Here is a 25,771-nt window from a genome sequence, read left to right as displayed (position 1 = left end):
GGGGGCCTCGCCCCCCCGGGGTGCGGACCCCCCCCCGCGGGGCGACGCGCCCGCCCCCCCCCCCCCCCCCCCCCCCCCCCCCCCCCCCCCCCCCCCCCCCCCCCCCCCGGCGCAGACCTGCGAGCCCAAGCCGGGGCAGGGCAACGGCCACGGGCACGGCCACCAGGACGACTGCCGCTGAACCGCCGTGCGAGGGTGGCCCGGTGCCAAGGCGGAGCGCGGGGATCCTGCTGTACCGGCGCGGCCCGGGCGGGGACCCGCAGGTGCTGCTCGGGCACATGGGCGGGCCGTTCTGGGCCCGCAAGGACGCCGGCGCCTGGTCGATCCCCAAGGGCGAGCACGACGACGGCGAGGACCCGCTCGCGGCCGCCCGGCGCGAGTTCGCCGAGGAGCTCGGCAGCCCGGTGCCCGCGACGTCGCTGACGCCGCTGGGTGAGCTGCGGGCGGGCGCCAAGGTGCTCACCGTGTGGGCCGCGGAGGGCGACCTCGACGCCGGCGCCGTCGTCAGCGGCACCTTCCCGCTGGAGTGGCCGCCGCGCTCGGGGCGGGTGCAGCACTTCCCCGAGGTCGACCGCGCGGCCTGGTTCGACCTCGCCGAGGCGCGGGTCCGACTGGTGAAGGGGCAGGTGCCCTACCTCGACCGGCTCGCGGCGCTGCTCGCCGGCTGAGGTCGCCGGGCGACCTCTCGCCGACCGGTCGGCTGCCGTGGTCACCCGGACCCGGTCACCACGGCAGGCGACCACTCGCGGGGCGCGAGTGGCGACCGGGGCCGCGGGTGCCGGGTCGGGAGGTGGCGCGGCTCACCTCCCCCCGGCGGGCGTCGTTCGCGCCTATCTTGCTGCCCGCCGGCGGACCCGCCGGCCCATTCCGAGCGGGGGACCCATGACCACCTCTCCGTACCCGGGCGCGTCCGCCCAGCAGCCCGTCCACGGCCAGGCTCCGTACGGCCAGCCCTTCGGCCAGACGCCCTACGGCCAGGCCCCGGCCTTCCCCGGCTACGCCGGCCAGCCGATGCCGCCGGTCCCGGCCGGGGCCCACTTCCCGCCGTCGGGCCCGATCGGGCGGGTCCGCGGCACCGGCGTCGCGATCCTGCTGACGATCGTGACCTTCGGGATCTACGCCCTCGTCTGGTACTACGCGGTCCACGACGAGATGAAGCGGCACACCGGCAACGGCCTCGGCGGGGGCCTGGCCCTGGTGATCGCGATCTTCGTCGGCTTCGTCTCGCCGTTCGTCACCAGCAGCGAGGTCGGCGCCCTCTACGAGCGGGCCGGCCGGGCCAAGCCGGTCAGCGGCGCCACCGGGCTCTGGTACCTGCCCGGTGTCTTCATCCTCGTCGGCCCGATCGTCTGGTTCGTGAAGACCAACGGCGCGCTCAACGCCTACTGGCGCTCCCTCGGCGCCGCCTGAGCACCACCCCGCCGGTCGTCGACCTGGTGCGGTCTCCGGCTCCCCGGGACCGCACCAGGTCGACACCGCGCGCTCACCCGCCCGCCGTCCGGGGGAACGGGGCGGGTCGATCGGATGACATTCGTGTCGCGCGCGTGCGCCGGGCCTGCCCTGAGCGACGACGGCTGCCACGCTCGGCGGCCACCGTCCCCGGGAGGTCACCGATGAGTCCCTCGCAGCCCTGCGCCGGCCGGCCCTGCACCTGCGCCCCCGCGTCCCGTCCGGTCGCCACGGCGGTCCTCCGGCGGCGCCCCCGCTGGACCCCCGCCCCCGCGCCCAGGTGACGGATCGCTGACGACTCGTCCCACCCGTCCCAGCCGGTGCGGGCGGAGCGGCCGCGGGTGGCAGGGTCCTGACTCCCCGAGTCCGGCCGGACTCGCGCCGCCCGAGGAGACCCCGCGTGCCCTGTGACACCTGCGCCGCCGAGACCCACCCCGGCCCGGTGTGCCCCCGCTGCGCCGCGCTGGCGCAGCTGACCCAGCCGGTGCTGCGGCTGCAGACGCGCCGCCGCCCGCCGGTGCCCCCGGCGGCACCCGCCCGCTGACGCGCCGCGCCGGCTCCGCGGCGGTCCCGCGGAGCCGGTGCGACCCGCACTCAGCCGACGCCGGCCGGCTCGGGCACCCGCTCCCGCGGGACCGGGACCTCGCCGTCGGACTCGCGGATGCCGTACCGGGCGTACACCCGCCGCAACGGCCCGGGGGCCCACCAGTTGGCCCGGCCCAGCAGCCGCATCGACGCCGGCACGAGCAGCACCCGGACGACGGTCGCGTCGACGACGATCGCGATCGCCATCGCCACGCCGATCATCTTGATGAAGGTGATCCCCGACAGCGAGAACGCGCCGATCACGACCAGCAGCAGCAGGGCGGCGCTGGTGATGATGCCGCCGGTGCGCTGCAGCCCCGTGGCGACCGCGGTGGTGTTGTCGCCGGTCAGGTCGTACTGCTCCCGGATCCGCGACAGCAGGAACACCTCGTAGTCCATCGACAGGCCGAACACGATGGCCAGCACGAGGATCGGCTGGGTCGCCTCGATGAAGCCGGTCGAGGTGAAGTCCAGGACGCCGGAGAGGTTGCCGTCCTGGAAGATCCACACCAGCGCGCCGAACGAGGCCCCGAGCGAGAGCACGTTCATCAGCACCGCCTTGACCGGCAGCACCACCGAGCCGAAGGCCAGGAACAGCAGGACCAGCGTGGTCCCCACCACGAGCAGGGCCATCCACGGCAGCAGCGTGGCCAGGCTGTCGAGCAGGTCGGTCATCACCGCGCTCTCCCCGCCCACGAGGACCGTGCCGCCCGGCGGGGCGGGGACGTCGCGCACCGCGGCGACCAGCTCGCGGGCGTCGGCGTCGACCGGGTCGCCGGTGTAGGCCAGCGACACCCGCGCCGTGCTCCCGGCCGCGCCGGTCACCGTGGCGCCCTCCACGCCGTCGACCGCGGCGAGGTCCGCGACGTAGCCCTGCAGCGCCGCCGCGCCCTCAGGGGAGTCGACCGGGTCGGCGAGGGTGACCACCGCCGTCACCGGACCGGACGGCGAGGCGGGGAAGTCCCGGTCGATCGCCTCGGCCACCACCCGGCTCTCGGTCCCGGCCGGCAGCGCCCGCTCGTCGATCGCGCCGAACTCCACCCGCAGGAAGGGCAGCGCCAGGGCGACCAGCAACCCGACGACGGCGACGGTCACCACGACCGGCCGGCGCATGACCGCGCGGGCAAGGCGCTCCCAGCCGCCCCGGCCGGCCCCGGCCGTGGCCGCGCGGCGGCGCCGCCACGGGACGGCGAGCGCGTCGACCCGCGGGCCGAGCACGGCCAGCAGCGCCGGCAGCAGGGTGAGCGCGGCCAGCATGGCGATCAGGACGGCGCTCATCCCGCCGAAGCCCATCGAGCGCAGGAAGACCTGGGGGAAGATCAGCAGGCCGGCCAGCGACAGCGCGACGGTGACCCCGGAGACGGCGACCGTGCGGCCGGCCGTGGCCATCGTCCGGGCCAGGGCGTCCTCGACGCTCGGCTGACGGCGCACCTCCTCCCGGAACCGACTGACCACGAACAGCCCGTAGTCGATCGCCAGGCCCAGGCCCAGGATCGTCACCACGTTGACGGCGAACACCGAGACGTCGGTGAACTCGCTGGCCGCCCGCAGCGCGGCGAACGAGCCGAGGATCGACGTGACGCCGATGGCCAGCGGCAGGCCCGCGGCGGTGAGGCTGCCGAAGACCACCACGAGCAGCACCGCGAGCACCGGCAGCGAGATCATCTCGGCGCGCGCGATGTCGGCGGCGACCCGCTCGTTGATGTCCCGCTCGACGGTGGTGCCGCCGCCGATCGCGACGTCCAGGCCGGGCGCGGACAGCTCCGCCTCGACGACCTCGACCGCGTCGATGCGCTCGTCGGCGTCCCCGGCCAGCTGCAGCACCGCGTAGGTCGACCGCCGGTCCTCGCTCACCAGCGGCTCGGCGCCGGTGTCGAACCACGTCGTCGTCCGCTCGACCACCCCGCCGGGCAGCCCCGCCAGGGAGGCGGTGACCGCCTCCCGGTAGGCCGGGTCGTCGACGACGAGGTCGTCGCTGCGGTACAGGACGACGACGTCGGGGCTGTCGCGGCCCAGCTCCCGGACGGCCAGCTCCGCGGCCCGGGCGCTCTCGCTGGCCGGGTCCTCGAAGCCGGAGCCGGTGAGCCGGCCGAACACGCCGGTGCCCCACACGCCGGCGAGGACGACGGCCAGGGCGCTGAGCGCCAGCACGGCCCGACGTCGTCGGTACACCACTCGTCCGAGGGCCTCGAACACGGCCGCCTCCCTGTCTCGCGGTAGGATAGTGAACGGCGTTAGCGAACGGCGGTAACTCTGCATACACCGTTCACTCTTGTCAACCGGGCGGAGAGGAGGAGCCATGGCCCAGCCGCTGAGCCGCCGGGAGCGGGCGCGCGCCGACACGCTGCGCGACATCCGCTCCGCGGCCCGCGCCGTCCTGGTCGAGCACGGCGTCGACGGCCTGGCGCTGCGGGCCATCGCCCGCGAGGTCGGGCTGACCGCACCCGCGCTCTACCGGTACTTCGCCAGCCGCGAGGAGCTGGTCGAGCGGGTGGTGGCCGACCTCTACGACGAGCTCTGCGACGTCATGGAGGCCGCGCGCGACGCCGTCGACCCGCCCCGGCCGGGCACCCAGTTGCTGGTCACCGCGCGGGCGTTCCGCACCTGGGCGACCACCCACCCGGCGGAGTTCGGCCTGCTGTTCGGCAGCGCCGCCGACGGCGTCGTCCCCGAGGCAGAGGACGGCGAGGGGCCGGCGGCCGAGGCCGGGCGCCGGTTCGGCGGGGTCTTCGCCACCCTGTTCGCGGCGGTCTACCTGCGGCGGCCGTTCCCGGTGCCGGCCGACGACGACCTCGACCCCGACTACCGCGAGCAGTTGCGGGAGTGGTGCACCGAGCTGCCCGTCGCGCTGCCGCTGGGCGTCATGTCGGTGTTCCTCTCCTGCTGGGTGCGGCTCTACGGGATGGTCTGCATGGAGGTGTTCGGCCACCTGCGCTTCGCCCTCGCCGACGCCGGCCCGCTGTTCGAGGCGGAGATGCACGCAGTGGGAGAGCGGCTGGGCATCGCCGACGACTGGGTGCCTCCCGGGGGGTGACGCACCTCACCGCTAGCAATCCGCTTGCAGGAGTTAGCGGCCCGGGGGAGCGGGGCACACAGAACTCGTCCGGTCATCCCCGATCGTTGGAGTCCTCCGTCGTGACCGACCACGCCAAGATCGTCAACCAGCTCCGCGCGCTGGTCCTGCTCACCCAGACCGAGGAGCAGATCGCCCGCACCCGGGTCTCGCAGGCCCGCACCGACGCCGTGCGCCGCGAGCTGACCCAGAACGCCGACAACGCCGCCGAGCGCACCCGGCTGATCACCGCCGAGCTGCGCGAGCTCGGTGGCGCGCCCGACCTCGTCACCCCGGTCGTGGGCCGGCTCTCGGCCGTCCTCAAGGCCACCGTCGAGCAGGCCACGCCGATCGAGGAGGCCCTGCTGCAGGACCTCACCCTCGAGCACCAGCTGCACGACCGCGCCACCTACCTCAAGGTGCTCGGCAAGAAGGCCGGGCTGGCCAAGGTCGAGCGCCTCGCCGAGGGGCTCGTCCGCGCCCACGAGGCCACCATCGAGTGGCTGACCGTCGTCCTGGCCGAGGAGGCCCTCGGCGGTCCCGCCGCGCTGCAGCCGACGCCGTTCCAGCAGGTCGCCGGTGTCGCCACGCGGGCGGCCTTCGCCCCGTACCGCTTCGTCGCCAACCGGGTGAACGAGGCCCTCGACACCGCGCAGCAGCGCCGGCAGAAGGTGGAGGACGAGCTCGGCGAGGTGGCCGACAAGGCCTCGACCCTCTCCGACGCCGTCCGCGAGACCCTCGCCGTCGGCCGCGCCGCCACGCTGCGCCGGGCCGAGCGGATCGCCCGCCGCGAGGGCAACCGCGAGGCCGCCGAGGCCGCCAAGGCCGCCCGCGAGGAGCTCGGCGACGTCTCCGCCGACGAGCTGCCGGTCAAGGGCTTCGACTCGCTGTCGACCTCGGACGCCGCCAAGGCCGCCAAGGCCCTGCGCGACCCGCACCAGATCAACGTGCTGATCCGCTACGAGGAGACCCACAAGAACCGGTCCCAGGTGGTCAGCGCCGCGCAGACCGCCCTGGCCGCGGTCGCCAAGGAGGCCGTCGGGGTCGACAGCTGACCCCGGCTCCGCCGTCGACGGCCCGCACCCCACCCGGGGTGCGGGCCGTCCGCCGTTCGGGGAGACCTCGGTCGCACCGGGTTTGACCCGCCGCGGCGGCCGGGGATCGTGGCGGCATGCGCATCACACCCGAGGTGCTGGAGCAGGAGTTCTCGCTCCAGACCGCCGCCACCCGCCTGGACTTCCTGAGCCGGCGGGACTCCGGGGCCACGTCCCCGACCGCGGACGCCGGCCGCGACGACGACTCGTGGAGCTCGCTGCTCGACGACTCCACCTCCCTCGACGTGCCCGAGTCGCTGGAGCTGCTCGCGCTCGGCGAGGTCATCGCCCGCAAGGCCCACGACAGCCAGCTGGTCGGCTTCCGCGCCGCGCTGCGCGGCGGGGCCAGCTGGGACCAGATCGCCGAAGCGCTCGACGTCCCGCCGGCCGAGGCCTGGGCGGCCTACCACCGCGTCATCGACAGCCAGGAGCGCGCCGGCGTCCTCGACCCGCAGGCCGCCGCGGACGCCCGCGCGCTGGCCGGCGACCGCCCCGGCGGCTGAGGGAGGACCCCGGGCAGGGAGGTCCTCCGGTCAGCGGACCTCGACGCCGCGCCAGAAGGCCACCCGTCCGGTGATCTCCTCCGCCGCCGGCTTCGGCTCGGGGTAGAACCAGGCGGCGTCGCGGTTGACCTGCCCGTCCACCTCCAGCGAGTAGTACGACGCCACGCCCTTCCACGGGCAGGTGGTGCGCGTGTCGGAGGGACGCAGCACCTCGTCCCGCACGGACTCGCGCGGGAAGTAGGCGTTGCCCTCCACGGTGACGATGTCGTCGGACTCGGCGATGACGGTCCCGTTCCAGGTCGCGGTGGCCATGCCGCGATCGTCCCCCTCCGGCCCGGGGCGCGCCGGTCACGCGTACCCGCCGGTGGGCTGGGCATGGGACGGGGGACGCGCCGACCGCGTCACCTCCCGGCGGTCCCGCCACCGGGTGGTCCCCTCCCCGACGACGAGGAGCGCCGCCGTGTCCCAGGCCGCCCGTCCGCCCGATCCCCAGGAGCCGCGCCGAGGGATGCCGCCGCCGCGTCCGCGGCGGGGCCGCGCGGTGTTCTTCGGCACCTTCCTCGCCCTGCTCGTGGCCGTGTTCGCGTTCATCCTGCTGGTCAGCCAGTGCGGCACCGGCGACGACGACGAGGTCTACGACGACGACGTGGAGGGAGCCGCGCTGGTCGTCGACGTGGCCGCGCCCCCGCTCCTCACCACCTGAGCCACCCGCGGGTCAGCGGTCCAGCAGCGCGAAGGTGGCGACCGCGTGCGCCACCGCACGGCCGTCCTGCTCGACGTCGGCCTCGCAGATCGTCAGGTGCTCACCGCGGGTGCGCACCCGGCCCCGCACCTCCAGCCCCCCCGGCTTTCCCGGCCGCAGGTAGGTCACGGTCAGCTGGCTCGTCGCGGGCACCTCGCCGTCGGCGGTGGTGGTGCGCACCGCCTGCCCCATCGCGGTGTCGACCAGGGTCGCGACGACCCCGCCGTGCAGCGTCCCCGCCGGGTTGAGGTGCTCGTCGCGCACCTCGAACGCCAGCGTCGCCACGCCGTCGTCGCTGCCCGCCAGCCGCGCGCCGAGCCCTCCGGCGAAGCCGCCCACGTCCCCGTCGTCCGCCATGCCCGGCCGGTACCCGCCCGGCCGCCGGTCACGCCCGGACGGCGCGCGCGGGACGGTTCCCGGACCCGGGGGGCGCGGCTATGGTCCGCCGCCGTGTCGATGCGACGGAGGACGTGGATCTGGCTGGGCGCGGCGGTCGTCGCGGTGGTGCTCGGGGTGGTCACCCTGGTGTGGTTCCAGCCGCAGAAGCTCCTCTACGACAGCCGGGTGGACGAGGGCCTGCCCTCGGCGGCAGCCGGGGCGGCGGACCCCACCGGCGGGATCGGCAGCGCGCTGCCGGCCGGCCCGGTCGACCTCGCCGCCGGCACGTTCGTCTCCCTGGAGCACGAGACGGTCGGCACCGTCCGCGTGGTCCGGCTGCCCGACGGCTCGACCGTCGTCCGGCTGGAGGACTTCGAGACCTCCAACGGGCCCACGCTCTACGTCTACCTCTCGCAGAACCCCGCCGACGGCGACGCGGCGGCCTTCGAGGACGAGTTCGTCGACCTCGGGGTGCTCAAGGGCAACGTGGGCAACCAGAACTACGTCGTGCCCGACGGCGTCGACGCGGCGGCCTACACCAGCGTCGTCATCTGGTGCGAGCGCTTCGACGCCGCCTTCGGCGCGGCCGACCTCGCCCCGGTGGCGGCGACCTGACCGGTCACCCGGCGGTCCTGCTCACGCCGGCTCGCGGCGCATCGGCACGTGCGGGATGCCGTCCTCGACGTACCCCGGGCCGCTGGGACGGAAGCCGAACCGCTCGTACCAGCCCTGCAGGTGCGCCTGGGCGCCCAGCGTGATCGGCGCCCCCGCGCACAGCTCGATCCCGGCCTCGACCAGCCGCGCGGCCAGCCCCTGCCCGCGGGCGCCGGCGGCGGTGGCGACCCGGCCGATGGCGCGGGTGGCGCCGTCGTCGAGCACCCGGAGGGTGGCCAGCACCGCGCCGTCCTCCTCGAACCACAGGTGCCGGGTGGCCGGCTCGACGTCGCGGCCGTCGAGCTCGGGATAGGGGCACTGCTGCTCGACGACGAAGACGTCGACCCGCAGCCGGCACAGCGCGTAGACCTCGAACGGGGTCAGCTCGGCGAAACGGGCGGTGCGCAGGACGGGCGACTCGGCGGGCACCCGCCCGTTGTAGCGCACCGCCCGGGCGGGGCTCAGGCGCGGTCGCGGTAGCGGCGCATCGTCAGCGGGCCGAGGACGGCGACCAGCACGACCGACCACGCCAGCACCCACAGCACGTCGGAGCCGGCGACCCCGCCGTGCACCAGGCCACGCACCGCGCTGACCAGGTGGCTGACCGGGTTGACCTCGACGACCGACCGCAGCCAGCCGGGCATGGTCGCGGGGTCGACGAAGATGTTGCTGCCGAACGTCAGCGGCATCAGCACCATCATCGACCAGCCCATCACCGCCTGCGGGGTGCGCAGCCGCAGCGCCAGGTAGGTCCAGATCCAGCCGAGGGCGAAGGCGAAGACCAGCAGCAGCCCGACGGCGGCCAGCAGGCCCACCGCCCCGCCACCGGGCCGCAGCCCCAGCGCCATGCCCAGCCCGAGCACCACGACCGAGGCGAGGGTGAACCGGACGACGTCGCCGAGCAGTGCCCCGACCAGCGCGCTGGGCCGCCAGACCGGCAGCGAGCGGATGCGGTCGAAGACGCCCTTCTCGATGTCGGTGTTGAGCGCGACGCCGGTGTACATCGTGATCATGAGGATGCTCTGCACGAGGATCCCGGGCAGGAAGAACTGCACGTAGGCCTCGACCGAGCCGGCCAGGGCGCCGCCGAAGAGGTACGTGAAGATCAGCGTCAGCATCACCGGGAAGACCGTGACGTCGAACAGCTGCTCGGGGACGTGCTTGATCCGCAGCAGCGTCCGCCAGCCGAAGGTGGCCGACGCGGCCAGGGGGCCCTGGGGCCGCGGGCGCTCCCCGGACCCGAGCGCGGCCAGCACCGCGTCGGTGTCGGGGGCCGCGAGCCGGGCGGGAGCGCTGTCGAGGGCGGTCATCGTCGGTCCTCCGGGTCGGGAGCGGGGGTGCCGGCGTCCTCGGCGGGCCGGCCGGTCAGGGCGAGGAACACCTCGTCGAGGCTCGGCTGGCCGAGCGCGAACTGGGCCAGCTCGATGCCGGCCGCCTCCAGTGCGGTGAGCGCCCGGGCGGCCGGCCCCGCCTCGGGCACGCGGGCGGTCAGCGCCGCGGGGTCGCCGTCCTCGGCCACCGGCACGCCCAGCACCCGCTGGAGCAGCTCGCGCGCGGTGCCGCGGCGGGCCGGGTCGAGCACCCGCACGTGCAGCGTGCCCGAGCCCACCGACGCCTTCAGCCGGCTCGGCGTGCCTTCGGCGATCACCCGGCCGGCGTCGATCACCGAGATGCGGTCGGCGAGCTGGTCGGCCTCGTCGAGGTACTGGGTGGTCAGCAGCACCGTGGTACCGCCGCGGACCAGCGCGCGGACGACGTCCCAGACCTGGTTGCGGCTGCGCGGGTCGAGGCCGGTGGTCGGCTCGTCGAGGAAGATCAGGTCGGGCCGGACGACGATGCTCGCGGCGATGTCGATCCGCCGCCGCATGCCGCCGGAGTACTGCTTGACCTGCCTGCCGGCCGCCTCGGTGAGACCGAAGGCGCTCAGCAGCTGGTCGGTGCGCTGTCGAGCCGCGGCCCGCGAGTAGCCGAGCAGGCGGGAGAGCAGCAGCAGGTTCTCCGCGCCGGAGAGGTCCTCGTCGAGCGAGGCGAACTGGCCGGTGAGGCTGACCCGCGCGCGGACGGCGTCGGCCTCGGTGACGACGTCGTGGCCGAAGACCCGCGCCCGCCCGGCGTCGGGCGGGACGAGGGTGGCCAGCATCCGGATGGTGGTGGTCTTGCCCGCCCCGTTCGGACCCAGGAAGCCGTGCACCCCGCCCTGCGGGATGCACAGGTCGACGCCGGCCACCGCCGTCGTCGTGCCGAACCGCTTGACCAGCCCCGTGGCCTCGATCGCCGGGACGTCGTCGTCCCCCGCTGCTCGATCCCCGGCCGGCACGGTGTCGCCGACGTACGCCGTCACGTGCCCCACCTCCTGCGTCCGTGTCGGGTGCCCGCACGGTCCCGCACGGGTCTGACAGGAGGACCGGCCGCGGCGGCGGGACTCATCGCCGACCGCGCCGTCGGCGCATCTGCTTAGGTGTGCCTACCCTGGGCGGCTGACGACACCGCCGTCCACGTCTCTTGGAGGACCCGTGACCAGGCCCGGGCGGGCGACCGCTGCCGCGCTGACCGCCGTCTGCCTCTCCGGGGCCCTGGCTGCCTGCGGCAGCGCCGGTGCCGCCGACGCCGACACGCTCACCGTCTACAGCGCCCAGCACGAGAGCCTCGTGCGCACGATGCTGGAGGGCTTCACCGAGGAGACCGGCATCGAGGTGGAGTTCCGCGACGGCAACGACGCGGAGCTGGCCAACCAGATCGTGCAGGAGGGCGACGCCTCGCCGGCCGACGTCTTCCTCACCGAGAACAGCCCGTCGATCGCCGTGCTCGACCGCGAGGGCCTGCTGGCGCCGCTGGAGCAGGAGACCCTCGACCAGGTCGGCGAGCCGTTCCGGCCCTCCTCGGGCACCTGGACCGGCTTCGCGGCCCGCTCGACCGTGCTCGTCTACAGCCCGGCCGCGCTGGCGGAGGACCAGCTGCCCGCCTCGATCATGGAGCTGGCCGACCCGGCGTGGGAGGGCCGCATCGGCATCGCCGCCGGCGGGGCGGACTTCCAGGCGATCGTCGCCGCGGTGCTGGCGCTGCGCGGCGAGGACGCCACCCGGGCGTGGCTGGAGGGCCTGGAGCGCAACGCCGGCGTCTACCAGAGCAACACCGCGGTGATGGTCGCCGCCGACGAGGGCGAGATCGACGCCGGCGTCATGTACCACTACTACTGGTACCGCGACCAGGCCGAGGGCGGGCTCAAGGGCGACGACGCCCGGCTGCACTACTTCGGGGTGCGCGACCCCTCCGCCCAGGACCCGGGCGCCTTCCTCAGCGTGTCCGGTGCCGGCGTGCTCGCCTCGTCCGACCAGCCGGAGGAGGCGCAGCGGCTGGTCGCCTACCTGACCGGGGCCGAGGCGCAGCAGCGGCTGGCCGAGAGCACCGCCCTCGAGTACGCCGTCGGCACCGGGGTCCCCTCCGCCGAGGCGCTGCCGCCGCTGGAGACCCTCGGCGCGCCGCCGGTCGACCCCGCCTCCCTCGACCAGGAGCGGGTCACCGAGCTGATGCAGGAGGTGGGTCTGCTCTGAGCCCCGCCGCCGGACCGGCCGCCGCGACCCCGACCGCACCGGCGTCGCGGGGCCGGCGCACGTCCCGGGCCCGGCGCTCGCCGGTGACGGTGCTGCTGGCCACCGCCGTCGCCGCGCTGGCGCTGCTGCCGCTGGCGCACATCGCGGTGGCCGCCGTCGAGGTCGGCTGGAGCGGCGTGGCCGAGCTGGTGTTCCGGCCGCGGGTGGCCGAGCTGCTGCGCAACACCCTCGCGCTGGTCGGCGGCAGCGTCGCGGTGTGCGCGGTGCTCGGCGTCGGGGCGGCCTGGCTGGTCGAGCGCAGCGCGCTGCCCGGCCGCCGCGTGTGGCACGTGCTGCTGGTGGCGCCGCTGGCCCTGCCGGCGTTCGTCACCGCCTCGGCGTGGATCTCGCTGCTGCCCGGCCTGGACACCTACGGCGGCGCCCTGCTGGTCGTGTCGCTGTCCTACGCGCCGTTCGTCTACCTGCCCGCGGTTGCCGCCTTCCGCGGGCTGGACCCGGCGCTGGAGGAGACCGCCCGGGGCCTGGGCCTGTCGGGCTGGGCGGTGTTCCGGCGGGTGCAGCTGCCCCAGCTGCGGGTGGCCGTCCTCGGCGGGACGCTGCTGGTCGCGCTGCACGTGCTCGCCGAGTTCGGCGCGCTGGCGATGCTGCGCTACCCGACCTTCACCACCGCCGTCTACGACCAGTACCGCGCCACGTTCAACGGCCCGGCGGCCACCATGCTCGCCGGCGTCCTCGTGCTGCTGTGCCTGGTGCTGCTGCTGGCCGAGGTCCGGCTGCGCGGCACCCGCGGCTACGCCCGCACCGGGTCCGGCGCCGCCCGCCGGCCGCGCCCGGCGCCGCTCGGGCGGCTCACCGCCCCGGCCCTGCTGGCGCTCGCGACGGTGGTGGGGCTGTCGCTGCTGGTGCCGGCCGGCGCGCTGGTGTCGTGGTTCCTCACCGGCACCTCGGCGCGGGTCGACGGCGCGGCCCTGGCCGCCACCACCGGGACCACGCTCGCGCTGGCCGCCGCGGCCGCGGCCGTGACCACCGCGCTGGCGCTGCCCACCGGGTGGCTCGCGGTGCGCCGCCGCGGGCCGCTGGCCACGCTGCTCGAGCGCGCCACCTACCTGGGCAGCGCCGTGCCGGCGATCGTGGTCGCCCTGGCGCTGGTGGCGGTGGGCATCCGGTTCCTGCCGGCGCTGTACCAGACCGTGCCGGTGCTGCTGGCCGCCTACGCGATCCTGTTCCTGCCCCGGGCGATCGTCACCGTGCGGGCGGCGGTCGAGCAGTCCCCGCCGGTGCACGACGACGTCGCCGCCTCCCTCGGCGTCGCGGCCCCGGCCCGGCTGGTGCGGGTGACCCTCCCGCTGCTGGCCCCCGGCATCGGCGCGGGCGCCGCGCTGGTGTTCCTCGCGGTGGTCACCGAGCTCACCGCCACGCTGCTGCTCGCCCCGACGGGCACCGAGACGCTCGCGACGGCGTTCTGGTCGGCGAGCAGCGCCCTGGAGTACGGCGCCGCCGCGCCCTACGCCGTCGTGATGGTGCTGCTGTCCGCACCGGCGACGGTGCTGCTGTCCCGCGACGTCCTGCCCCGCACCGTCCGACGAGGTCCGACCCCATGAGCGCGCTGACCGTCACCGGCCTGACCAAGTCCTACGGCCGCACCCCGGTGCTCGCCGGGCTGGACCTGCACGTCCCGACGGGGACGACCACCGCGCTGCTGGGCCCCTCCGGCTGCGGCAAGACGACGCTGCTGCGCATCGTCGCCGGCTTCGACGACCCCGACGCCGGCACCGTCGAGCTGGGCGGCCGGGTGGTGGCCGGGGCCGGGCGCGCGGTCCCCGCCCGCCTGCGCGGGATCGGCTTCGTGCCGCAGGAGGGCGGCCTGTTCCCGCACCTGAGCGTCGCGGGCAACGTCGCCTTCGGACTGCCCCGGCGGCTGCGCCGCGACCGCTCCCGGATCGCCGGGCTGCTGGCGCTGGTCGGCCTCGACGCCGCGCTCGCCGACCGCGCGCCGCACCAGCTCTCCGGCGGCCAGCAGCAGCGGGTGGCGCTGGCCCGCGCGCTGGCGCCCGAGCCCTCGCTGGTGCTGCTCGACGAGCCGTTCTCCTCCCTCGACGCCGCGCTGCGGGAGGACACCCGCCGGGCGGTCGCCGACGCGCTGCGGGCCACCGGCGCCACCGCCGTCCTGGTCACCCACGACCAGGCCGAGGCGCTGTCGACCGCCGACCAGGTGGCGGTCGTGCGCGGCGGCACCCTCGCCCAGCTCGCCGACCCGCGGACGCTCTACCGCCAGCCGCACGACCTCGACGTCGCCTCCTTCGTCGGGGAGGCCGTGGTGCTCGACGGCACCGCCGCCGGCGGGCGGGTCGCCTCCGAGCTGGGCGAGCTCGAGCTCGGCCGGCCCTGCCCCGACGGCCCGGTCCGGGTGCTGCTGCGGCCCGAGCAGCTGCGGCTGTCGGCCGGGACGGGCGCCCGCGCGCGGGTCCGCGGCGTCGACTTCTACGGCCACGACGCCCGCATCGAGCTGGAGCTGCCCTCGGGGCTGCGGGTCAGCGCGCGCACCGACGGTGGGGCGCTGCCCGACGAGGGCGCCGAGGTGGGGGTGGTCGTCGCCGGCCCCGCCGTGCCCTTCCCGGCTCCGGGCGCCCCGGCCCGACTGCAGCCATTGTCGCGATAAAGACACCTCGGGGAGGCTGGGTGCGGGGCGTTAGTTAGGTGTGCCTACGCTCACCTCTCGTGGACCTGTTCCTCTTCACCGTCGACCCCGCCTGGGGGCGGGACGTCGTCAGCGCCGGCGCGGCCGGCATCGTCGTCGACTGGGAGCGCCGCGGGAAGCACCGCCGGCAGGCCGGCGAGGGCACCCAGATCAACGCCGACACCCTCGAGGACCTCGTCCGCGTGCGCGCGGCGACCGACGGGCGGCTGCTGTGCCGGGTCAACGCCGCGGGCCCGTGGACCGCGCGCGAGGTCGCCGACGCGGTCGCGGCCGGGGCCGACGAGGTGCTGCTGCCCATGGTGCGCACCCCCGAGGAGGTCGACCGCGCGCTGGACCTGGTCGCCGGCCGCTGCGGGCTGGGGATCCTGGTCGAGACGCAGGACGCCGTCGAGCGGGTCGCCGAGCTGGCCGCGCGGCCGCTGTCGCGCCTCTACGTCGGGCTCAACGACCTGCGCATCGACCGGCGCTCGACCGAGCTGTTCCGGCCGTTGGTCGACGGCACGGTCGACGCCGTCCGCGCCGCGGTGCCGGTGCCCTTCGGCGTCGGCGGGCTGACCCTGCCCGGCGGCGGGTTCCCGGTGCCCGGGGACCTGCTGGCCGCGGAGCTGGTCCGGCTGGGCACCGACTTCACCTTCCTCCGCCGCTCGTTCACCGCCGACATGGCCGGGCGCGACCCGTTCACCGAGGTGCCGCGGCTGCTCGCCTCGCTGGAGGTCATGGCCGCCGCCGGCCCACTCACCGCGGCCGGGCGGCGGGCCGCGTTCGTGGCCGCCGTGGAGGACGCCGCCGCGCCCGTGCCCGTCCCCGCGTGAGCGGCCGGGCGCTGGTCACCGGGGCGGGCGGCTTCGTCGGCCGGCACCTGGTGGCCCGGCTGCGGGCCGACGGCTGGGCGGTCACCGGGTTGACCCGCGCCGAGGTCGACCTCGCCGACCCGGTCGCCGCCGCCGCGGCGGTGCGCGCCGCCGATCCCGACGTCGTCTTCTCCCTCGCCGCCGGGCGGGCCAAGGCCACCGCCGCCGAGCGGGCCGCCACCGTGGCCGTCAACACCAGCCCCTGGCTGGTCGACGCGCTGCCCGACCGCTGCCGCGCGGTCGTGCGGCTCGGCTCCTCGACCGAGTACGCGGCCGGTCCGGCGCCGCTGGCGGAGGACGCGCCGCTGCGGCCGCGCGGCTTCTTCGGCGCCACCAAGGCGGCCGGCTCGCTGATGCTGCAGGCCGCCGCCGCCGAGCGGGGGGTGCGCGCCGCGGTGCTGCGGGCCTTCCAGGTCTACGGCCCCGGCGACCACCCGACCCGGCTGGTGCCGGTGGTGCTCGGCGCCGCCCGCACCGGCGCGACGGTGCCGCTCCCGGCCGGGGTGAGCTGCCGCGACTGGGTGTGGGTCGGCGACGTCGTCGACGCCTGCGTCCGGGCGGCACTGGCCGACGACCTCCCGCCCGGGGCGGTGGTCAACGTCGGCACGGGGGTGCAGACGGACGTCGCCGGGCTGGTCGCGACCGCCGAGCGGGTCACCGGCCGGCCGATCGCCACCGCACCGGGCGCCCACCCGGGCCGCGATTGGGACACCGCCGACTGGGTGTGTGACCCGCGGGCGGCCCGTGCGCTGCTGGGGTGGACACCGCAGGTCGACCTGGCCGAGGGGCTGGCGCGCACGTGGGCCGCGGCGTGAGCTCCCCGCGCGTCGCCGTCGTCGTCCCCGTGTACGGCAACGAGGCCACCCTGCGGCCGCTGCACGCCCGGCTGGCCGCGGCGCTGGACGGTCGGGACTGGGTGCTGCGGCTGGTCGTCGACGCGTCACCCGACGCCAGCCTGGCGGTCGCGCGGGAGCTGGCGACCGCCGACCCGCGGGTGCGGGTCACCGCGCTGGCGGTCAACGCCGGCCAGCACCGGGCGCTGGCCACCGGGCTGGCCGCCGAGGACGCCGACGCGTGGATGTGCCTCGACGCCGACCTGCAGGACCCGCCCGAGGCGGTGCCCGTGCTGCTCGACCGGCTGGCCCGGGGCGACGTCGGCGCGGTCTTCGCCGGCCGCCGGGGCCGCTACGAGTCGCCGGTGCGGCGGCTGACCGGCGGGCTCCACCGGCGGGTCGCGGCCGCGCTCACCGGCCTGCCGCCCGACGCCGGCGCCTTCCTCGCGCTCGGGCCCGCGGTGCGCGACGCCGTCGTGTCCGCGGTGCTGGAGGGGCGGGCGCCCAGTGTCGTCCTCGCCGCGGGCCTGGCCGGGGTGCCGCTGACCAGCGTGCCCGTCGCCCGCGACCGGCGGCCGGTGGGGGAGTCGGCGTGGACCTCCCGCGCCCGGCTGCGCCAGTCGCTGCGGTCGCTGGCGTGGGCGGTCAGCGGGTCCAGAGCTGCACGACCAGGTCGGTCTTCACCGCCGGCAGGTCCCAGGTCCGCGTCAGCGACAGCCCGGCGTCGCTGAGGACCGCGTCGTCGTCGGTGGGCACCGGCTCGCCGTCGACCAGCCGCCGCACCAGCCAGACGCGGTCGGCGTCGGCGGGGGCGTCGTCGGGCGGCAGGACGACGTCGGGGCGCAGCCGCGGGCCCTGCGTGCGGACGAAGTGGTCCAGGCCCATCGCGGCCCGCTGGTCGGCGGCCACCACCGGCTCGCCGGCCCGCTGCTCGCGCAGCAGCAGGGCCACGGCGTCGTCGGAGCGCTCCCGCGGCTCGCGGACGACCAGCGGCGAGCCGGCCACGAGGGACAGGCCGAGCAGGGCCGCGGCCACCGGCGTCCGCGCGCCCCGCGGCAGCGCGGTCACGCCGGCCGCGGCCAGCACGCCGAGGCCGATCAGCCCGGTCAGCAGGTAGCGCGGCAGGTACACCGGGCGGACGGTCTCGGCGGCCAGCAGGAGCAGCAGCGGCACCAGCACCCAGCAGACGCCGACGACGCGCACCCCGGCGCCGCGCAGCGCGCCGACCACGGCCAGGCCGACGGTGAGGTACAGCAGCGGCGTGCGGCCGCCGGCCCAGGCCTCGACGGCGAGGTCGGCCAGGGTGCCGCCGGTGTCGCGCAGGTGCTCGGCGTTGCGCGAGCCGGTGCCGTTGAGCAGGTTGACGCCGACCAAGGCTCCCACGGGCAGCGCCGCGAGCGCGCCGACCAGGGCGACCCTCGTGGCAGCCCGTCCGCGCAGCAGCAGCGCCGCGACGACGAACGCGGCGAGGACGGTGACCGCGTACCAGTGCATGAGGCCCATCCCCGCGCCGGCCAGGCCGAACAGCAGCAGGCCGCGGCCCTCCTGCAGCCAGCGGACCAGGCCCAGCAGCGCCCCGCCGGTGGCCAGCACCGCGAGCCCGTAGCTGCGGGCCTCGACGGCCTGCTCGAGCAGCAGCGGGGCGCAGGCGGGCACCAGCCCGGCCAGCACGCCGGTGGCGCGCCCGGCCAGCCGGGTGACCGCGCGCGTGACGAGTGCGAGTCCGCCGGCGGTGGCGAGCACCGACAGGACCCGCAGCGAGGTGTCGCCGCCCAGGCCGGGCAGTGACACCCAGGCGTGCACGACGAGGTAGTAGGGCGCGTTGTACGACGGCGGGACGTCGATGAGGTAGTTGGTCACGCCCTCGCCCGTGGCGATCGCGCGCAGGATGTCGGCCAGCGGGCGGCGGGCGACCTCGGCGGTGAAGGCCTCGTCGAACCACAGCCCGTGGCCGGGGGCGAGCAGGACCGCGCAGAGGAGGCCGAGCACCGCCGGGGGGACCAGCTCGACCGGGGACCAACGCCGCGGTGCGGGCGCTCCCGGAGCCTCGAGCGTCCGGTCGGCCGTCGCGGTCACAGGGAGGAAGGGTAGGCGAACCTCACCTGCCGGTCGGTGTCGGTGCGTTGGTGCAGCATGGCCGGGTGTCGTCGGCAGGCCCGGGTCCCGCGCCGGCGCCGTCGTCCGAGGTGGTGGCCGCGCGCTTCCGACGGCAGGGGAGGCGCGACACCCGGCACGAGCTCGCCGTGCGCCGGCGGCTGCACGCCCGTGGGGTCCGCTACCGGGTAGACGTGCGGCCGTGCCCACAGACGCGGGCCCGCGGTGACCTAGTGTGGAAGGGCCGTCGGCTGGTCGTCTTCCTCGACGGGTGCTTCTGGCACGGGTGCCCTGCCTGCGGTCATCTGCCGAAGGCCAACCGGGCGTGGTGGGCGGCCAAACTGGCCGGCAACGTGGCCCGCGACCGCCGCGCCGACGCGGTCCTCATCGGGCTGGGCTGGCAGGTGCTGCGGTTCTGGGAGCACGAGGACCCCGACGACGTCGCCGACGCGAACTGTGCCGCGCTCGGTCGCGTTCCTGCTGGTCAGGGCTCCGTTTCTGTCGTACCCCCGCCGTAGGTTCGATGTCGTGGAGGAGGTCGCGGAGCGCCGGTCGCCGGTCGAGCAGGCGCTGCTCGATGCGGTGATCGCGACGCTCGCGCCGTTCCGCCGGCTCCCGGTGGGGCTACTGTCGCGGGAGCAGAAGGCCGCCGAGCTGCAGCGGGTCGCGGCCCTGAAGGCGATGACCGCCGCCTACGAGGCGGAGCTGGTGCTCGGGCTGGCCGACGACTCGCCCGATGACGACGATCCGCGGCCGGGCACGCCGGGTGCCCGGTCGTGGCAGCCCGACACCGAGCTGCCCGGGGTGTCGGAGTTCTTCACCGCCGAGCTGGCGGTGGTGCTCAACTGCGGCCGGGGCACCGCCAACCACCTGGCCCACCGGGCCTGGACCTACCGGGAGCGCCTGCCCGCCACCTGGGCGGCGCTGGCCGCCGGCACCCTGGACGAGGCCCGCGCCCGGGCGCTGGTCGATGTCCTCGAGCACGCCCCGGCGGGGATCGCCCGGCGGATCGAGGCGGCGCTGCTGCCCGCGGCCACCGGGCTGACGGTGGGCCGGCTCAAGCAGCGGGCGCTGGCGCTGCTGCTGGACCTGGACGCCGACGCCGTCGGCCGGCGGAAGGAGCAGGCGAAGCGGCGCGCCGACGTGCGGGTCGACCCCTCCCCGCTGGAGGGGATGGCCACGCTGGCCGCGGACCTGCCCGCCGAGGTCGCCGCGGCCTGCCACGCGCTGGTCGACTCACTCGCCGGGATGCTCAAGGCCGACGGTGATGAGCGGCCGATCGGGGAGCTGCGCTGCGTGGTGTTCGCCGACCTGCTGCAGCGCCCGTGGCAGACCGACCACCCGGCGGTGACCGCGCACCTGCAGATCATCGCCGGCCTCGCCGCGCTGGCCGGCCGCTCGGCGGAGGCCGGGGAGGTCAACGGGCTGCCGATCACCGCCGCGCACCTGCGCGAGCTGCTGGCCCAACTGGACGCGCTCGGGGTGCGCGCCCCCGACGGCGGGTCGGTGACGGTGGCGCTGACCGACGCCGACGGCACCCTGCGGGCCGCCGGCACGCTGGACCGGCTGCGCCGCCTGGCCGCCCGCGGCTGCGACCAGCACGCCGATCACCCCGACACCGCCGACGAGCCGGACTGCGTATGCGCGGTGCTGGACCGGCCCGACCCGGTCGACCGCTACACCCCCACGCCCGCGCAGCAGGCGTTCGTGCGCACCCGCGACCGCGCCTGCCGGTTCGCCACCTGTGGGCAGCGGGTGGGCTGGGCCGACGCCGACCACGTCATCCCGCACGCCTGCGGCGGAGCGACCGACTGCGCCAACCTGTGCTGCCTGTGCCGGAGCCACCACCGGCTCAAGACCTTCGCCCGCGGCTGGCGCTTCGTCATGGGCCCCGACGGCACCCTGACGGTCACCACACCCTCCGGCATCACCAGGACCACCCGGCCACCGGGCACGCGTCCACCACCGGTAGCCGAGCCACCGCCGGACGACACCGGACCACCAGCCGGTGACCCGGACGACCCACCCCCGTTCTGAGGCGGGTTCTCCTTGCGCGCACAAGTCGAGGACCCCGGCCGCCGGCTGCGGGTCACCCCCGCGGTCAGTGGAGGGACGGCCACGCGCGGGCGACCAGGAACACGCGGAGAGCGCCGAGCACCACGGGCCCCGGCAGGGCGAAGCCGAACCAGAACACGGCCTCGACCGCCAGCAGGGCGAGGTTCAGCACGCCACCCTTCCGCGAGCCGTTCCACAGCATGACCGCCGTCCAGGCCACCAGCAGGCACACGCCGAGAAAGGTGAGGAGCAGCCAGGTGAGGGCGGTCGCGGCGAGTCGCGACGACCACGGCCCGCCGTACACCGGGAACAGCCCGAACAGGGAGGGGAGGACCTGGCTCCGAGCCAGGACGACGACGACCGGGATGACCGGGAGCCCGAACGCGGCGGCGCACACCCAGGTCACCACGGCCGCCGCCCGGGCACTGCTCATGCGGACCTCCACCCACCACCGGCCGCCGCCCCCGGGACGCCGGGCGTGCCGGAGGAGACCCGTAGGGCGGCCCTGGGCGCCTCTGGCTCACTCGCCGGCGCCGCCTCCACGGGCACGCTGCACCAGCGGGCTGGCGATCCACAGCCACCCGAGCAGCGCTGCCATCACTCCGCCGGTGATGAGCGCCTGGGGGAGGGCGAAGAGGAAGTCGATGACAAGCACCACCGCCGCGACGATCGCCACGGCCAGCACGCACAGCCCCGCGAAGGCGAAGCGGTTGCTCCGCCGCAGCAGGTCCTCCTTGTCGTGCTGCCGGAACAGCGCGCGGTGCTGGGCGGCCGGCGCGATGAGCAGCGCGGTGGCGACCACGACCGCCACCAGGGTCACGAAGTAGAGGTCGCGCTGGAAGTCCGTCGCCCGGCCCGTGGCCTGCTGGAACGGCACCACGAGCAGGAAGGCGAACAGGAACTGCACGCCGGGCAGCGCCACGCGGAGCTCGTTGAGCAGCTCCATGAGCTCCCGGTCGATCCGCTCGGCGCGCGTCTCGTTGCGCTCGCCGTCACCGGCGTACGCGTTCCCGCCCGCCGGGCCAGGCCGCGTGTCCCGCCGTGCCCGCTGTCCCGAACCCGTGGTGGCCATCTGCCCGGCTCCTCCTCGACCCGCTGCGGACCCCCTGGGCCCTCGCCCCGCCGCGCGATCCGGTCTGTATGCCCAGGAGACACCTCCTCGTCACCTGCCGTCCACCCTGCGGTCACCCTCGCGGGCGGCGAGTGGGTACCGGACGGGCATGACGTCGATGTGGGAACCGATGACGCCCAACTCGAGCGGTCCGCCCGACGAGATCGCCGCCGCCGACCCCGGCGCCGGCGGGCCGGCGCCCGCCGAGGGCTTCGGCATCGGCGGGGAGGAACCCGACCGATCCGCGGAAACCGACGGTCCCGACCCGACCCGCGCGCAGGCACCCGAGGTCGACCGGGTGGACACCGTCTTCCGGACGCCGGACCCCGCCGACGTCCGCCGCGACCCCGCCGGCTGACACCCGTCGCCGCCACCACGGACGTCCGGGAGAGGTCTCGTACCGTCGGGGTGTGGACCTGCTCCTGCTGCCCTCCCGTACCGCCGACGAACTCGACGCCATGCGCGACGCCGGACGGGTGGTGGCGCAGACGCTCGAGGCGGTGCGGGCGGCGGCGGTCCCCGGCGTCAAGCTGCGTGACCTCGACGACCTGGCGCAGACCTGCATCCGCGAGGCCGGCGCGACGTCGTCGTTCCTCGGCTACAAGCCGGCCTGGGCGCCGACGGCCTACAACGGCGCGCTGTGCCTGTCGCCGAACGAGGTCGTGGTGCACGGCCGGCCCAGCGGCCAGCGGCTCAAGGACGGCGACCTGCTGAGCATCGACTGCGGTGCCGTGGTCGACGGCTGGAACGGCGACGCGGCGATCACCGTGCGGATCGGGTCGGGCGGGACGGGGGAGGACGCCCGCCTGGTGGCCGCGACCGAGGAGGCGCTGGCGGCCGGGATCGCGGCGTCGGTCCCCGGCGCCACGCTGCTCGACGTCGCCCAGGCCATCGACGCCGTCGCCCGCCGGCACGGGTTCGCCCACCTGCCCGACCACGGCGGACACGGCATCGGCCGCTCGATGCACGAGCCGCCGTTCGTGCCCAACCGCCCGCAGACCGGGCTGGACCGGGTGCGGCTGCACGCCGGCAGCACGCTGGCGATCGAGCCGATGCTGCTGGCCGGTGGCGAGCGCTACCGGCACAAGAAGGACGGCTGGGCAGTCGTGACCGCCGACGGCCGGCGCGCCGCCCACGTCGAGCACACCGTGGCGGTCACCGACGACGGGCCGGTCGTCCTCACCCGACCCTGACCCACGGTCAGCGGCGCCGCCGCCGCGCCACCGCCCGGCGGACGGCGCGCCGCTGCGCCCCGGCCAGCGGCGGCGGGGCCCAGGAGGCCGACGGCGGGCGCAGCGCGCTGCCCAGCTCCACCCGCAGCAGGTCCACGGCGTCGAGCAGGGTGCCGTGCTGCGACCAGGCGGCCGGGTCCGCCCGGGGGTCGACCAGGAGGGCCTCGGCCAGCCGGCTCCGCAGCTCGAGCTGCGCGGCGAGCCGGGCGGCGTCCATGCCGGAGGCCGGTGCGGTGCCCGCGGCCACGGCGCCGGCCTCGCGCAGGGTCGTCGCGACAGTGACCAGCACGTCGGCCAGCGCCTCCCGTGCGGCCGGCGACCAGGCCCGGTCGGCCTCGTCCTCGGGCAGGAAGTAGGTGCGGTCCAGCAGCACCCGGGCGAGGTTGCGCAGGGTGACGTGGATGCGCTCGAGGGCGGTGAGGGTGTTGCGCAGCCGCGGCTGGGCCTCGCGGGCCGTCCGTCCCCGCGGGTTGAGGCGGGCGCTCTCCTCGGTGCGGTCGAGCCGGCGGTCGGCCCGGGCGACCTCCGTCCCGAGCCCGCGGGCGCGGTCCAGGAACTCGGCGGTGAGCCGGCGCGACCACGGGCCGCGCAGCGCGGCCGCCAGGTCCTCGCAGTAGGCGGCCATGCGCTCGGCCAGCTCGGCGATCGCGTCGCCGGCCGGCTGGACGTAGAGCGGCGGGGCGACGAGCAGGTTCACCAGCACACCGACCGCCGCGCCGATGAGCGTCTCCCAGATGCGGCCCAGCGCCGCGTCCTCCGCACCGCCCACCGCCAGCACGAGCATCGCGCTGATCGGCACCTCGGCCAGGTGGGGGCCGAGCCGCAGGAGCCGGCCGACGAGCAGCGAGAGCGCGACGACCAGCCCGAGGCTCCACCAGGTCAGCCCGACCACGGCGGCGAACAACACCGCGATCAGGACGCCGGCGGTGACGCTCGCGATCCGCTCCCAGCCCGTCGCCACCGTCTCGTAGAGGGTCAGCTGCACGACCAGCAGTGCGGTCAGCGGCGCCAGGATCGGCGAACTGGTGGTGTCCAGCCAGGAGGCGATCTGGAACGCCAGCACCGCGGCCAGGACGGTCTTCGCGGTGCGCAGGCCGGGGGTCCGCCCGCGCCGCACCAGCCGGGACAGCCGGGCGGGGAGGGCGCGCGGTCCGGCCACGGGTCCCAGTCTCAGGGCCGCACGAGCCCGGACGCGCGCCGGCCGCCGTCCGCGGGGTGCGGACGGCGGCCGGGAGTGCGGGTCAGCTCAGGCCCAGTGCGCTGCTCGCCCGGTCGACGAGCTGGAAGTGGCCCACCGCCCAGAACACCAGCGCGGCGGCGGCGAGGCCGCCGACGGTCACCGCGAGGGAGCTCACCGGGTGCTGCTTCGCGTGCCGCCACGCGGCGACCGCCTTGCGTCGGAAGGTGACGAAGATGCGCCGCGCCCACTCGAACTCCGTGGACCACACCCACAGCCCGACGAGGACCGGCGGGATGGTGAGCGGCCCGGGCAGCACCGTGAGCGCCAGGCCGAGCAGCACGAACAGGAGGCCGGCGACGAAGACGGCGATCCGGTAGGGCAGCGCCAGCGCCGGGTTGCGCCGGACCCGGTCGCGCCACGACCCCGGCTCGACCGGGCGCGGCTGGCCCAGCCCGTCGGTGCAGTCGGGGCAGCGGGTGGCCCCCGCCGGTCCGCCGCCGTGCCGCCGGTCCTCCGCGACCCGGTTGCCGGTGACGGTCACGCTGCGCGTGTCGGTGCGGTCCACGGTTCCTCGCTGGGTCGTCGGGTGGGTGCGCTCTCGGGTGCGGTCAGCGGGAGACGCCGCGCAGGACCTCGCTGGGCCGCTGCTGCTCACCGGCGTAGGAGCTCACCCACACCAGGGCGCCGGTCAGCGCCGGGATGACCCACTGCAGCGTCTGCAGCTGCTCCTGGGCCGCGGCGATCTCGGCCTTGGTGCGCTTGGTCGGCTTGGTGCCCGACTTCGCCGAGGGGTTGCTCTGGCTGTTGACGACCATGCCCAGCGAGCGGCTGTAGGCGGTGGCGCCCAGGGCCGCGGCGGTGAGCAGCGTCTTGGCCGCCGACATCGTCGCCACGCCCTCCTGCTTGGCGACGCGGCCGCGGTTGCCGAGCAGCTGGCCGACGCTGCCGACGAGGTGGGCGCCGATCGCGACGGCGTTCACCGGCGTCCAGCGGTTCCAGCCCTCGTTGGCGACCCGGCCGGTGTCCTTGCCGGCCTCGCCGGCGGCGGCGTTGAGGGCGACGGCGTTGGCCAGCGTTCCGCCGAACCAGGCGGACAGGCCGAGGTCGTGCAGCGCGCGGGACAGGGTGTTGCGGGCCATGACTTGACTCCTGTCGTCGGGGAAGCGGAGTTCCCGACCTACCCGTTCCGACCCGCGCCATGCCCGCGGGCGGCGGTCGATCGTGCACGACCCGCTGGGGCGTCAGGTGCCCGGCGTCAGGTGCCGTAGCGGAGCGCGGCGCGGGCGCGGGCCTTCTCCGCCTCGACGGCGCGGTCCTTCGGCGGCGCCGTCGTGACCAGGGAGTCGAGCAGCCGGGCCGAGGCGGCGGCCACCTCGGCGACGGCGCGGTCGAAGGCCTCGGCGTTGGCCCGCGAGGGCTTCGTCGCACCGCTGATCTTGCGCACGTACTGCAGCGCCGCGGCGTGGACCTCGTCGTCGGTGGCCGGCGGCTCGAAGTTCGACAGCGGACGGATGTTCCGGCACATGCGGCGGAGCGTAGAGAAAGGATCCTCCTGCCCCCCACCGCTCGCGAGCTCGCGGCGGGCCCCTGCAGGAGGGCCGCGGGGGGGGGGGGGGGGGGGCGGGCCGGGGGGCGGGGGGGGGGGGCGGCGGGGGGGCGGGGGGGGCGGGGGCGGGGGGGGGGGGGGGGGCGGGCGGGCGGCGCCGCGG

The 25,771-nt window shown here is 76.4% G+C and carries 31 protein-coding genes; 18 read left to right on the top strand and 13 right to left on the bottom strand.

The genetic code is table 11. The annotated features are described in order from the left end of the window. Positions 1-203: 203 nt before the first annotated feature. The 3 genes from ACI79O_RS22830 to ACI79O_RS22820 all read left to right on the top strand — a co-directional run bounded on the left by ACI79O_RS22830 (position 204) and on the right by ACI79O_RS22820 (position 1,993). Positions 204-668: an NUDIX domain-containing protein gene (locus ACI79O_RS22830; RefSeq protein WP_456873725.1), complete on the top strand. Its 465-nt coding sequence runs from the start codon at positions 204-206 to the stop codon at positions 666-668. Positions 669-882: 214 nt separating this feature from the next. Then, positions 883-1,410, top strand: a complete 528-nt coding sequence (locus ACI79O_RS22825) for a DUF4234 domain-containing protein (protein WP_456915277.1) — start codon at positions 883-885, stop codon at positions 1,408-1,410. A 439-nt stretch (positions 1,411-1,849) separates the two neighbouring features. After that, positions 1,850-1,993 (top strand): hypothetical protein, encoded by a 144-nt coding sequence (locus ACI79O_RS22820; protein WP_456873024.1) that lies wholly within the window; start codon positions 1,850-1,852, stop codon positions 1,991-1,993. 50 nt (positions 1,994-2,043) lie between these two features. Here the strand turns inward: ACI79O_RS22820 and ACI79O_RS22815 are convergent, their stop codons facing one another. After that, a complete protein-coding gene (locus tag ACI79O_RS22815) occupies positions 2,044-4,230 on the bottom strand; it encodes an MMPL family transporter (protein WP_456887031.1) in 2,187 nt (728 codons plus the stop codon). A gap of 103 nt (positions 4,231-4,333) precedes the next feature. On the opposite strand from ACI79O_RS22815, the gene ACI79O_RS22810 reads away from it, so the two are divergent. The 3 genes from ACI79O_RS22810 (at position 4,334) to ACI79O_RS22800 (ending at position 6,683) form a co-directional block, all read left to right on the top strand. Continuing rightward, positions 4,334-5,068: a TetR/AcrR family transcriptional regulator gene (locus ACI79O_RS22810; protein ID WP_456887029.1), complete on the top strand. Its 735-nt coding sequence runs from the start codon at positions 4,334-4,336 to the stop codon at positions 5,066-5,068. A gap of 101 nt (positions 5,069-5,169) precedes the next feature. Next, the gene (locus ACI79O_RS22805; RefSeq protein ID WP_456887028.1) at positions 5,170-6,141 is read left to right on the top strand and encodes a ferritin-like domain-containing protein; all 972 of its coding nucleotides are present in this window, start codon (positions 5,170-5,172) and stop codon (positions 6,139-6,141) included. Between the two features lie 116 nt (positions 6,142-6,257). Further along, the gene (locus tag ACI79O_RS22800) at positions 6,258-6,683 is read left to right on the top strand and encodes a hypothetical protein (RefSeq protein ID WP_456915276.1); all 426 of its coding nucleotides are present in this window, start codon (positions 6,258-6,260) and stop codon (positions 6,681-6,683) included. 30 nt (positions 6,684-6,713) lie between these two features. Here the strand turns inward: ACI79O_RS22800 and ACI79O_RS22795 are convergent, their stop codons facing one another. Next, entirely contained in the window at positions 6,714-6,995 is a 282-nt protein-coding gene (locus ACI79O_RS22795; protein ID WP_456915274.1) for a DUF427 domain-containing protein, read from the bottom strand. Between the two features lie 196 nt (positions 6,996-7,191). On the opposite strand from ACI79O_RS22795, the gene ACI79O_RS22790 reads away from it, so the two are divergent. Next, positions 7,192-7,386 (top strand): hypothetical protein, encoded by a 195-nt coding sequence (locus ACI79O_RS22790; RefSeq protein ID WP_456887024.1) that lies wholly within the window; start codon positions 7,192-7,194, stop codon positions 7,384-7,386. Positions 7,387-7,398: 12 nt separating this feature from the next. Here ACI79O_RS22790 and ACI79O_RS22785 read toward each other — a convergent pair whose 3' ends face one another. Next, complete coding sequence (locus tag ACI79O_RS22785) at positions 7,399-7,782, bottom strand: PaaI family thioesterase (protein ID WP_456915273.1); 384 nt, start codon at positions 7,780-7,782, stop codon at positions 7,399-7,401. Positions 7,783-7,881: 99 nt separating this feature from the next. Here ACI79O_RS22785 and ACI79O_RS22780 point away from each other — a divergent pair, with 99 nt between their 5' ends. Next, positions 7,882-8,418 (top strand): DM13 domain-containing protein, encoded by a 537-nt coding sequence (locus ACI79O_RS22780; RefSeq protein ID WP_456887199.1) that lies wholly within the window; start codon positions 7,882-7,884, stop codon positions 8,416-8,418. A gap of 21 nt (positions 8,419-8,439) precedes the next feature. Here the strand turns inward: ACI79O_RS22780 and ACI79O_RS22775 are convergent, their stop codons facing one another. The 3 genes from ACI79O_RS22775 to ACI79O_RS22765 are packed head-to-tail and all read right to left on the bottom strand — an operon-like array spanning position 8,440 to position 10,798. Next, positions 8,440-8,886, bottom strand: a complete 447-nt coding sequence (locus tag ACI79O_RS22775; protein WP_456915271.1) for a GNAT family N-acetyltransferase — start codon at positions 8,884-8,886, stop codon at positions 8,440-8,442. Positions 8,887-8,918: 32 nt separating this feature from the next. After that, the gene (locus ACI79O_RS22770) at positions 8,919-9,767 is read right to left on the bottom strand and encodes an ABC transporter permease (protein ID WP_456915270.1); all 849 of its coding nucleotides are present in this window, start codon (positions 9,765-9,767) and stop codon (positions 8,919-8,921) included. After that, the gene (locus ACI79O_RS22765; RefSeq protein WP_456887016.1) at positions 9,764-10,798 is read right to left on the bottom strand and encodes an ATP-binding cassette domain-containing protein; all 1,035 of its coding nucleotides are present in this window, start codon (positions 10,796-10,798) and stop codon (positions 9,764-9,766) included. The genes ACI79O_RS22770 and ACI79O_RS22765 overlap by 4 nt, the downstream gene beginning before the upstream one ends. A 172-nt stretch (positions 10,799-10,970) precedes the next feature. On the opposite strand from ACI79O_RS22765, the gene ACI79O_RS22760 reads away from it, so the two are divergent. From ACI79O_RS22760 to ACI79O_RS22735, 6 genes are all read left to right on the top strand, one after another. Next, on the top strand, positions 10,971-12,008 hold the full coding sequence (locus tag ACI79O_RS22760) for an iron ABC transporter substrate-binding protein (RefSeq protein WP_456887014.1): 1,038 nt from the start codon (positions 10,971-10,973) through the stop codon (positions 12,006-12,008). A gap of 83 nt (positions 12,009-12,091) precedes the next feature. Then, a complete protein-coding gene (locus ACI79O_RS22755) occupies positions 12,092-13,609 on the top strand; it encodes an ABC transporter permease (protein ID WP_456887012.1) in 1,518 nt (505 codons plus the stop codon). Continuing rightward, on the top strand, positions 13,606-14,667 hold the full coding sequence (locus ACI79O_RS22750) for an ABC transporter ATP-binding protein (protein WP_456887010.1): 1,062 nt from the start codon (positions 13,606-13,608) through the stop codon (positions 14,665-14,667). Before ACI79O_RS22755 ends, ACI79O_RS22750 begins: the two co-directional genes overlap by 4 nt. 59 nt (positions 14,668-14,726) lie before the next feature. Then, the gene (locus ACI79O_RS22745; protein WP_456874598.1) at positions 14,727-15,518 is read left to right on the top strand and encodes an aldolase/citrate lyase family protein; all 792 of its coding nucleotides are present in this window, start codon (positions 14,727-14,729) and stop codon (positions 15,516-15,518) included. Continuing rightward, positions 15,515-16,372: an NAD-dependent epimerase/dehydratase family protein gene (locus ACI79O_RS22740; protein ID WP_456915269.1), complete on the top strand. Its 858-nt coding sequence runs from the start codon at positions 15,515-15,517 to the stop codon at positions 16,370-16,372. Before ACI79O_RS22745 ends, ACI79O_RS22740 begins: the two co-directional genes overlap by 4 nt. Beyond that, positions 16,369-17,121, top strand: coding sequence for a glycosyltransferase (locus ACI79O_RS22735; RefSeq protein WP_456915268.1), 753 nt, complete (start codon positions 16,369-16,371; stop codon positions 17,119-17,121). The genes ACI79O_RS22740 and ACI79O_RS22735 overlap by 4 nt, the downstream gene beginning before the upstream one ends. Here the strand turns inward: ACI79O_RS22735 and ACI79O_RS22730 are convergent. Beyond that, positions 17,036-18,466, bottom strand: a complete 1,431-nt coding sequence (locus ACI79O_RS22730) for a hypothetical protein (protein WP_456915267.1) — start codon at positions 18,464-18,466, stop codon at positions 17,036-17,038. The two genes, ACI79O_RS22735 and ACI79O_RS22730, sit on opposite strands and share 86 nt — an antisense overlap. Here ACI79O_RS22730 and ACI79O_RS22725 point away from each other — a divergent pair. After that, the gene (locus ACI79O_RS22725) at positions 18,418-19,002 is read left to right on the top strand and encodes a very short patch repair endonuclease (protein ID WP_456915266.1); all 585 of its coding nucleotides are present in this window, start codon (positions 18,418-18,420) and stop codon (positions 19,000-19,002) included. The genes ACI79O_RS22730 and ACI79O_RS22725 overlap by 49 nt on opposite strands. A 10-nt stretch (positions 19,003-19,012) precedes the next feature. Then, positions 19,013-20,521, top strand: coding sequence for a DUF222 domain-containing protein (locus ACI79O_RS22720; protein WP_456915265.1), 1,509 nt, complete (start codon positions 19,013-19,015; stop codon positions 20,519-20,521). Positions 20,522-20,585: 64 nt separating this feature from the next. On the opposite strand, the gene ACI79O_RS22715 is transcribed toward ACI79O_RS22720, so the two are convergent. Together ACI79O_RS22715 and ACI79O_RS22710 are read right to left on the bottom strand one after the other, a co-directional pair. After that, complete coding sequence (locus ACI79O_RS22715; protein ID WP_456915264.1) at positions 20,586-20,972, bottom strand: hypothetical protein; 387 nt, start codon at positions 20,970-20,972, stop codon at positions 20,586-20,588. Positions 20,973-21,059: 87 nt separating this feature from the next. Beyond that, positions 21,060-21,611 (bottom strand): DUF6328 family protein, encoded by a 552-nt coding sequence (locus ACI79O_RS22710; protein ID WP_456915263.1) that lies wholly within the window; start codon positions 21,609-21,611, stop codon positions 21,060-21,062. A gap of 148 nt (positions 21,612-21,759) precedes the next feature. On the opposite strand from ACI79O_RS22710, the gene ACI79O_RS22705 reads away from it, so the two are divergent. Next, positions 21,760-22,008 carry a hypothetical protein gene (locus ACI79O_RS22705; protein ID WP_456915262.1) on the top strand — a complete coding sequence of 83 codons (249 nt, stop codon included), beginning with the start codon at positions 21,760-21,762 and terminating at the stop codon, positions 22,006-22,008. 52 nt (positions 22,009-22,060) lie between these two features. Further along, complete coding sequence (map, locus tag ACI79O_RS22700; RefSeq protein ID WP_456886987.1) at positions 22,061-22,843, top strand: type I methionyl aminopeptidase; 783 nt, start codon at positions 22,061-22,063, stop codon at positions 22,841-22,843. Between the two features lie 7 nt (positions 22,844-22,850). Here map and ACI79O_RS22695 read toward each other — a convergent pair whose 3' ends face one another. The 4 genes from ACI79O_RS22695 to ACI79O_RS22680 all read right to left on the bottom strand — a co-directional run bounded on the left by ACI79O_RS22695 (position 22,851) and on the right by ACI79O_RS22680 (position 25,587). Further along, on the bottom strand, positions 22,851-24,041 hold the full coding sequence (locus ACI79O_RS22695) for an FUSC family protein (RefSeq protein ID WP_456915261.1): 1,191 nt from the start codon (positions 24,039-24,041) through the stop codon (positions 22,851-22,853). Between the two features lie 82 nt (positions 24,042-24,123). Beyond that, positions 24,124-24,627 (bottom strand): PGPGW domain-containing protein, encoded by a 504-nt coding sequence (locus ACI79O_RS22690; RefSeq protein WP_456915260.1) that lies wholly within the window; start codon positions 24,625-24,627, stop codon positions 24,124-24,126. 43 nt (positions 24,628-24,670) lie between these two features. Next, positions 24,671-25,201, bottom strand: a complete 531-nt coding sequence (locus tag ACI79O_RS22685) for a hypothetical protein (RefSeq protein ID WP_456874610.1) — start codon at positions 25,199-25,201, stop codon at positions 24,671-24,673. A 116-nt stretch (positions 25,202-25,317) separates the two neighbouring features. Then, positions 25,318-25,587, bottom strand: a complete 270-nt coding sequence (locus ACI79O_RS22680; protein WP_456874611.1) for a DUF2277 domain-containing protein — start codon at positions 25,585-25,587, stop codon at positions 25,318-25,320. Positions 25,588-25,771: the final 184 nt, after the last annotated feature.

The organism is Geodermatophilus sp. SYSU D00696, assembly GCF_054050235.1.
The sequence above is the reverse complement of the archived record's forward strand: the minus strand, read 5'-3'. Positions and strand labels throughout refer to the sequence as shown.

Bases quoted from the DNA above. Each gene is read 5' to 3' on its own strand.
- ACI79O_RS22825 (WP_456915277.1), top strand. From the start codon at position 883: ATGACCACCTCTCCGTACCCGGGCGCGTCCGCCCAGCAGCCCGTCCAC.
- ACI79O_RS22810 (WP_456887029.1), top strand. From the start codon at position 4,334: ATGGCCCAGCCGCTGAGCCGCCGGGAGCGGGCGCGCGCCGACACGCTG.
- ACI79O_RS22800 (WP_456915276.1), top strand. From the start codon at position 6,258: ATGCGCATCACACCCGAGGTGCTGGAGCAGGAGTTCTCGCTCCAGACC.
- ACI79O_RS22795 (WP_456915274.1), bottom strand. From the start codon at position 6,995: ATGGCCACCGCGACCTGGAACGGGACCGTCATCGCCGAGTCCGACGAC.
- ACI79O_RS22790 (WP_456887024.1), top strand. From the start codon at position 7,192: ATGCCGCCGCCGCGTCCGCGGCGGGGCCGCGCGGTGTTCTTCGGCACC.
- ACI79O_RS22785 (WP_456915273.1), bottom strand. From the start codon at position 7,782: ATGGCGGACGACGGGGACGTGGGCGGCTTCGCCGGAGGGCTCGGCGCG.
- ACI79O_RS22780 (WP_456887199.1), top strand. From the start codon at position 7,882: ATGCGACGGAGGACGTGGATCTGGCTGGGCGCGGCGGTCGTCGCGGTG.
- ACI79O_RS22770 (WP_456915270.1), bottom strand. From the start codon at position 9,767: ATGACCGCCCTCGACAGCGCTCCCGCCCGGCTCGCGGCCCCCGACACC.
- ACI79O_RS22750 (WP_456887010.1), top strand. From the start codon at position 13,606: ATGAGCGCGCTGACCGTCACCGGCCTGACCAAGTCCTACGGCCGCACC.
- ACI79O_RS22715 (WP_456915264.1), bottom strand. From the start codon at position 20,972: ATGAGCAGTGCCCGGGCGGCGGCCGTGGTGACCTGGGTGTGCGCCGCC.
- ACI79O_RS22710 (WP_456915263.1), bottom strand. From the start codon at position 21,611: ATGGCCACCACGGGTTCGGGACAGCGGGCACGGCGGGACACGCGGCCT.
- ACI79O_RS22705 (WP_456915262.1), top strand. From the start codon at position 21,760: ATGACGTCGATGTGGGAACCGATGACGCCCAACTCGAGCGGTCCGCCC.
- ACI79O_RS22685 (WP_456874610.1), bottom strand. From the start codon at position 25,201: ATGGCCCGCAACACCCTGTCCCGCGCGCTGCACGACCTCGGCCTGTCC.
- ACI79O_RS22680 (WP_456874611.1), bottom strand. From the start codon at position 25,587: ATGTGCCGGAACATCCGTCCGCTGTCGAACTTCGAGCCGCCGGCCACC.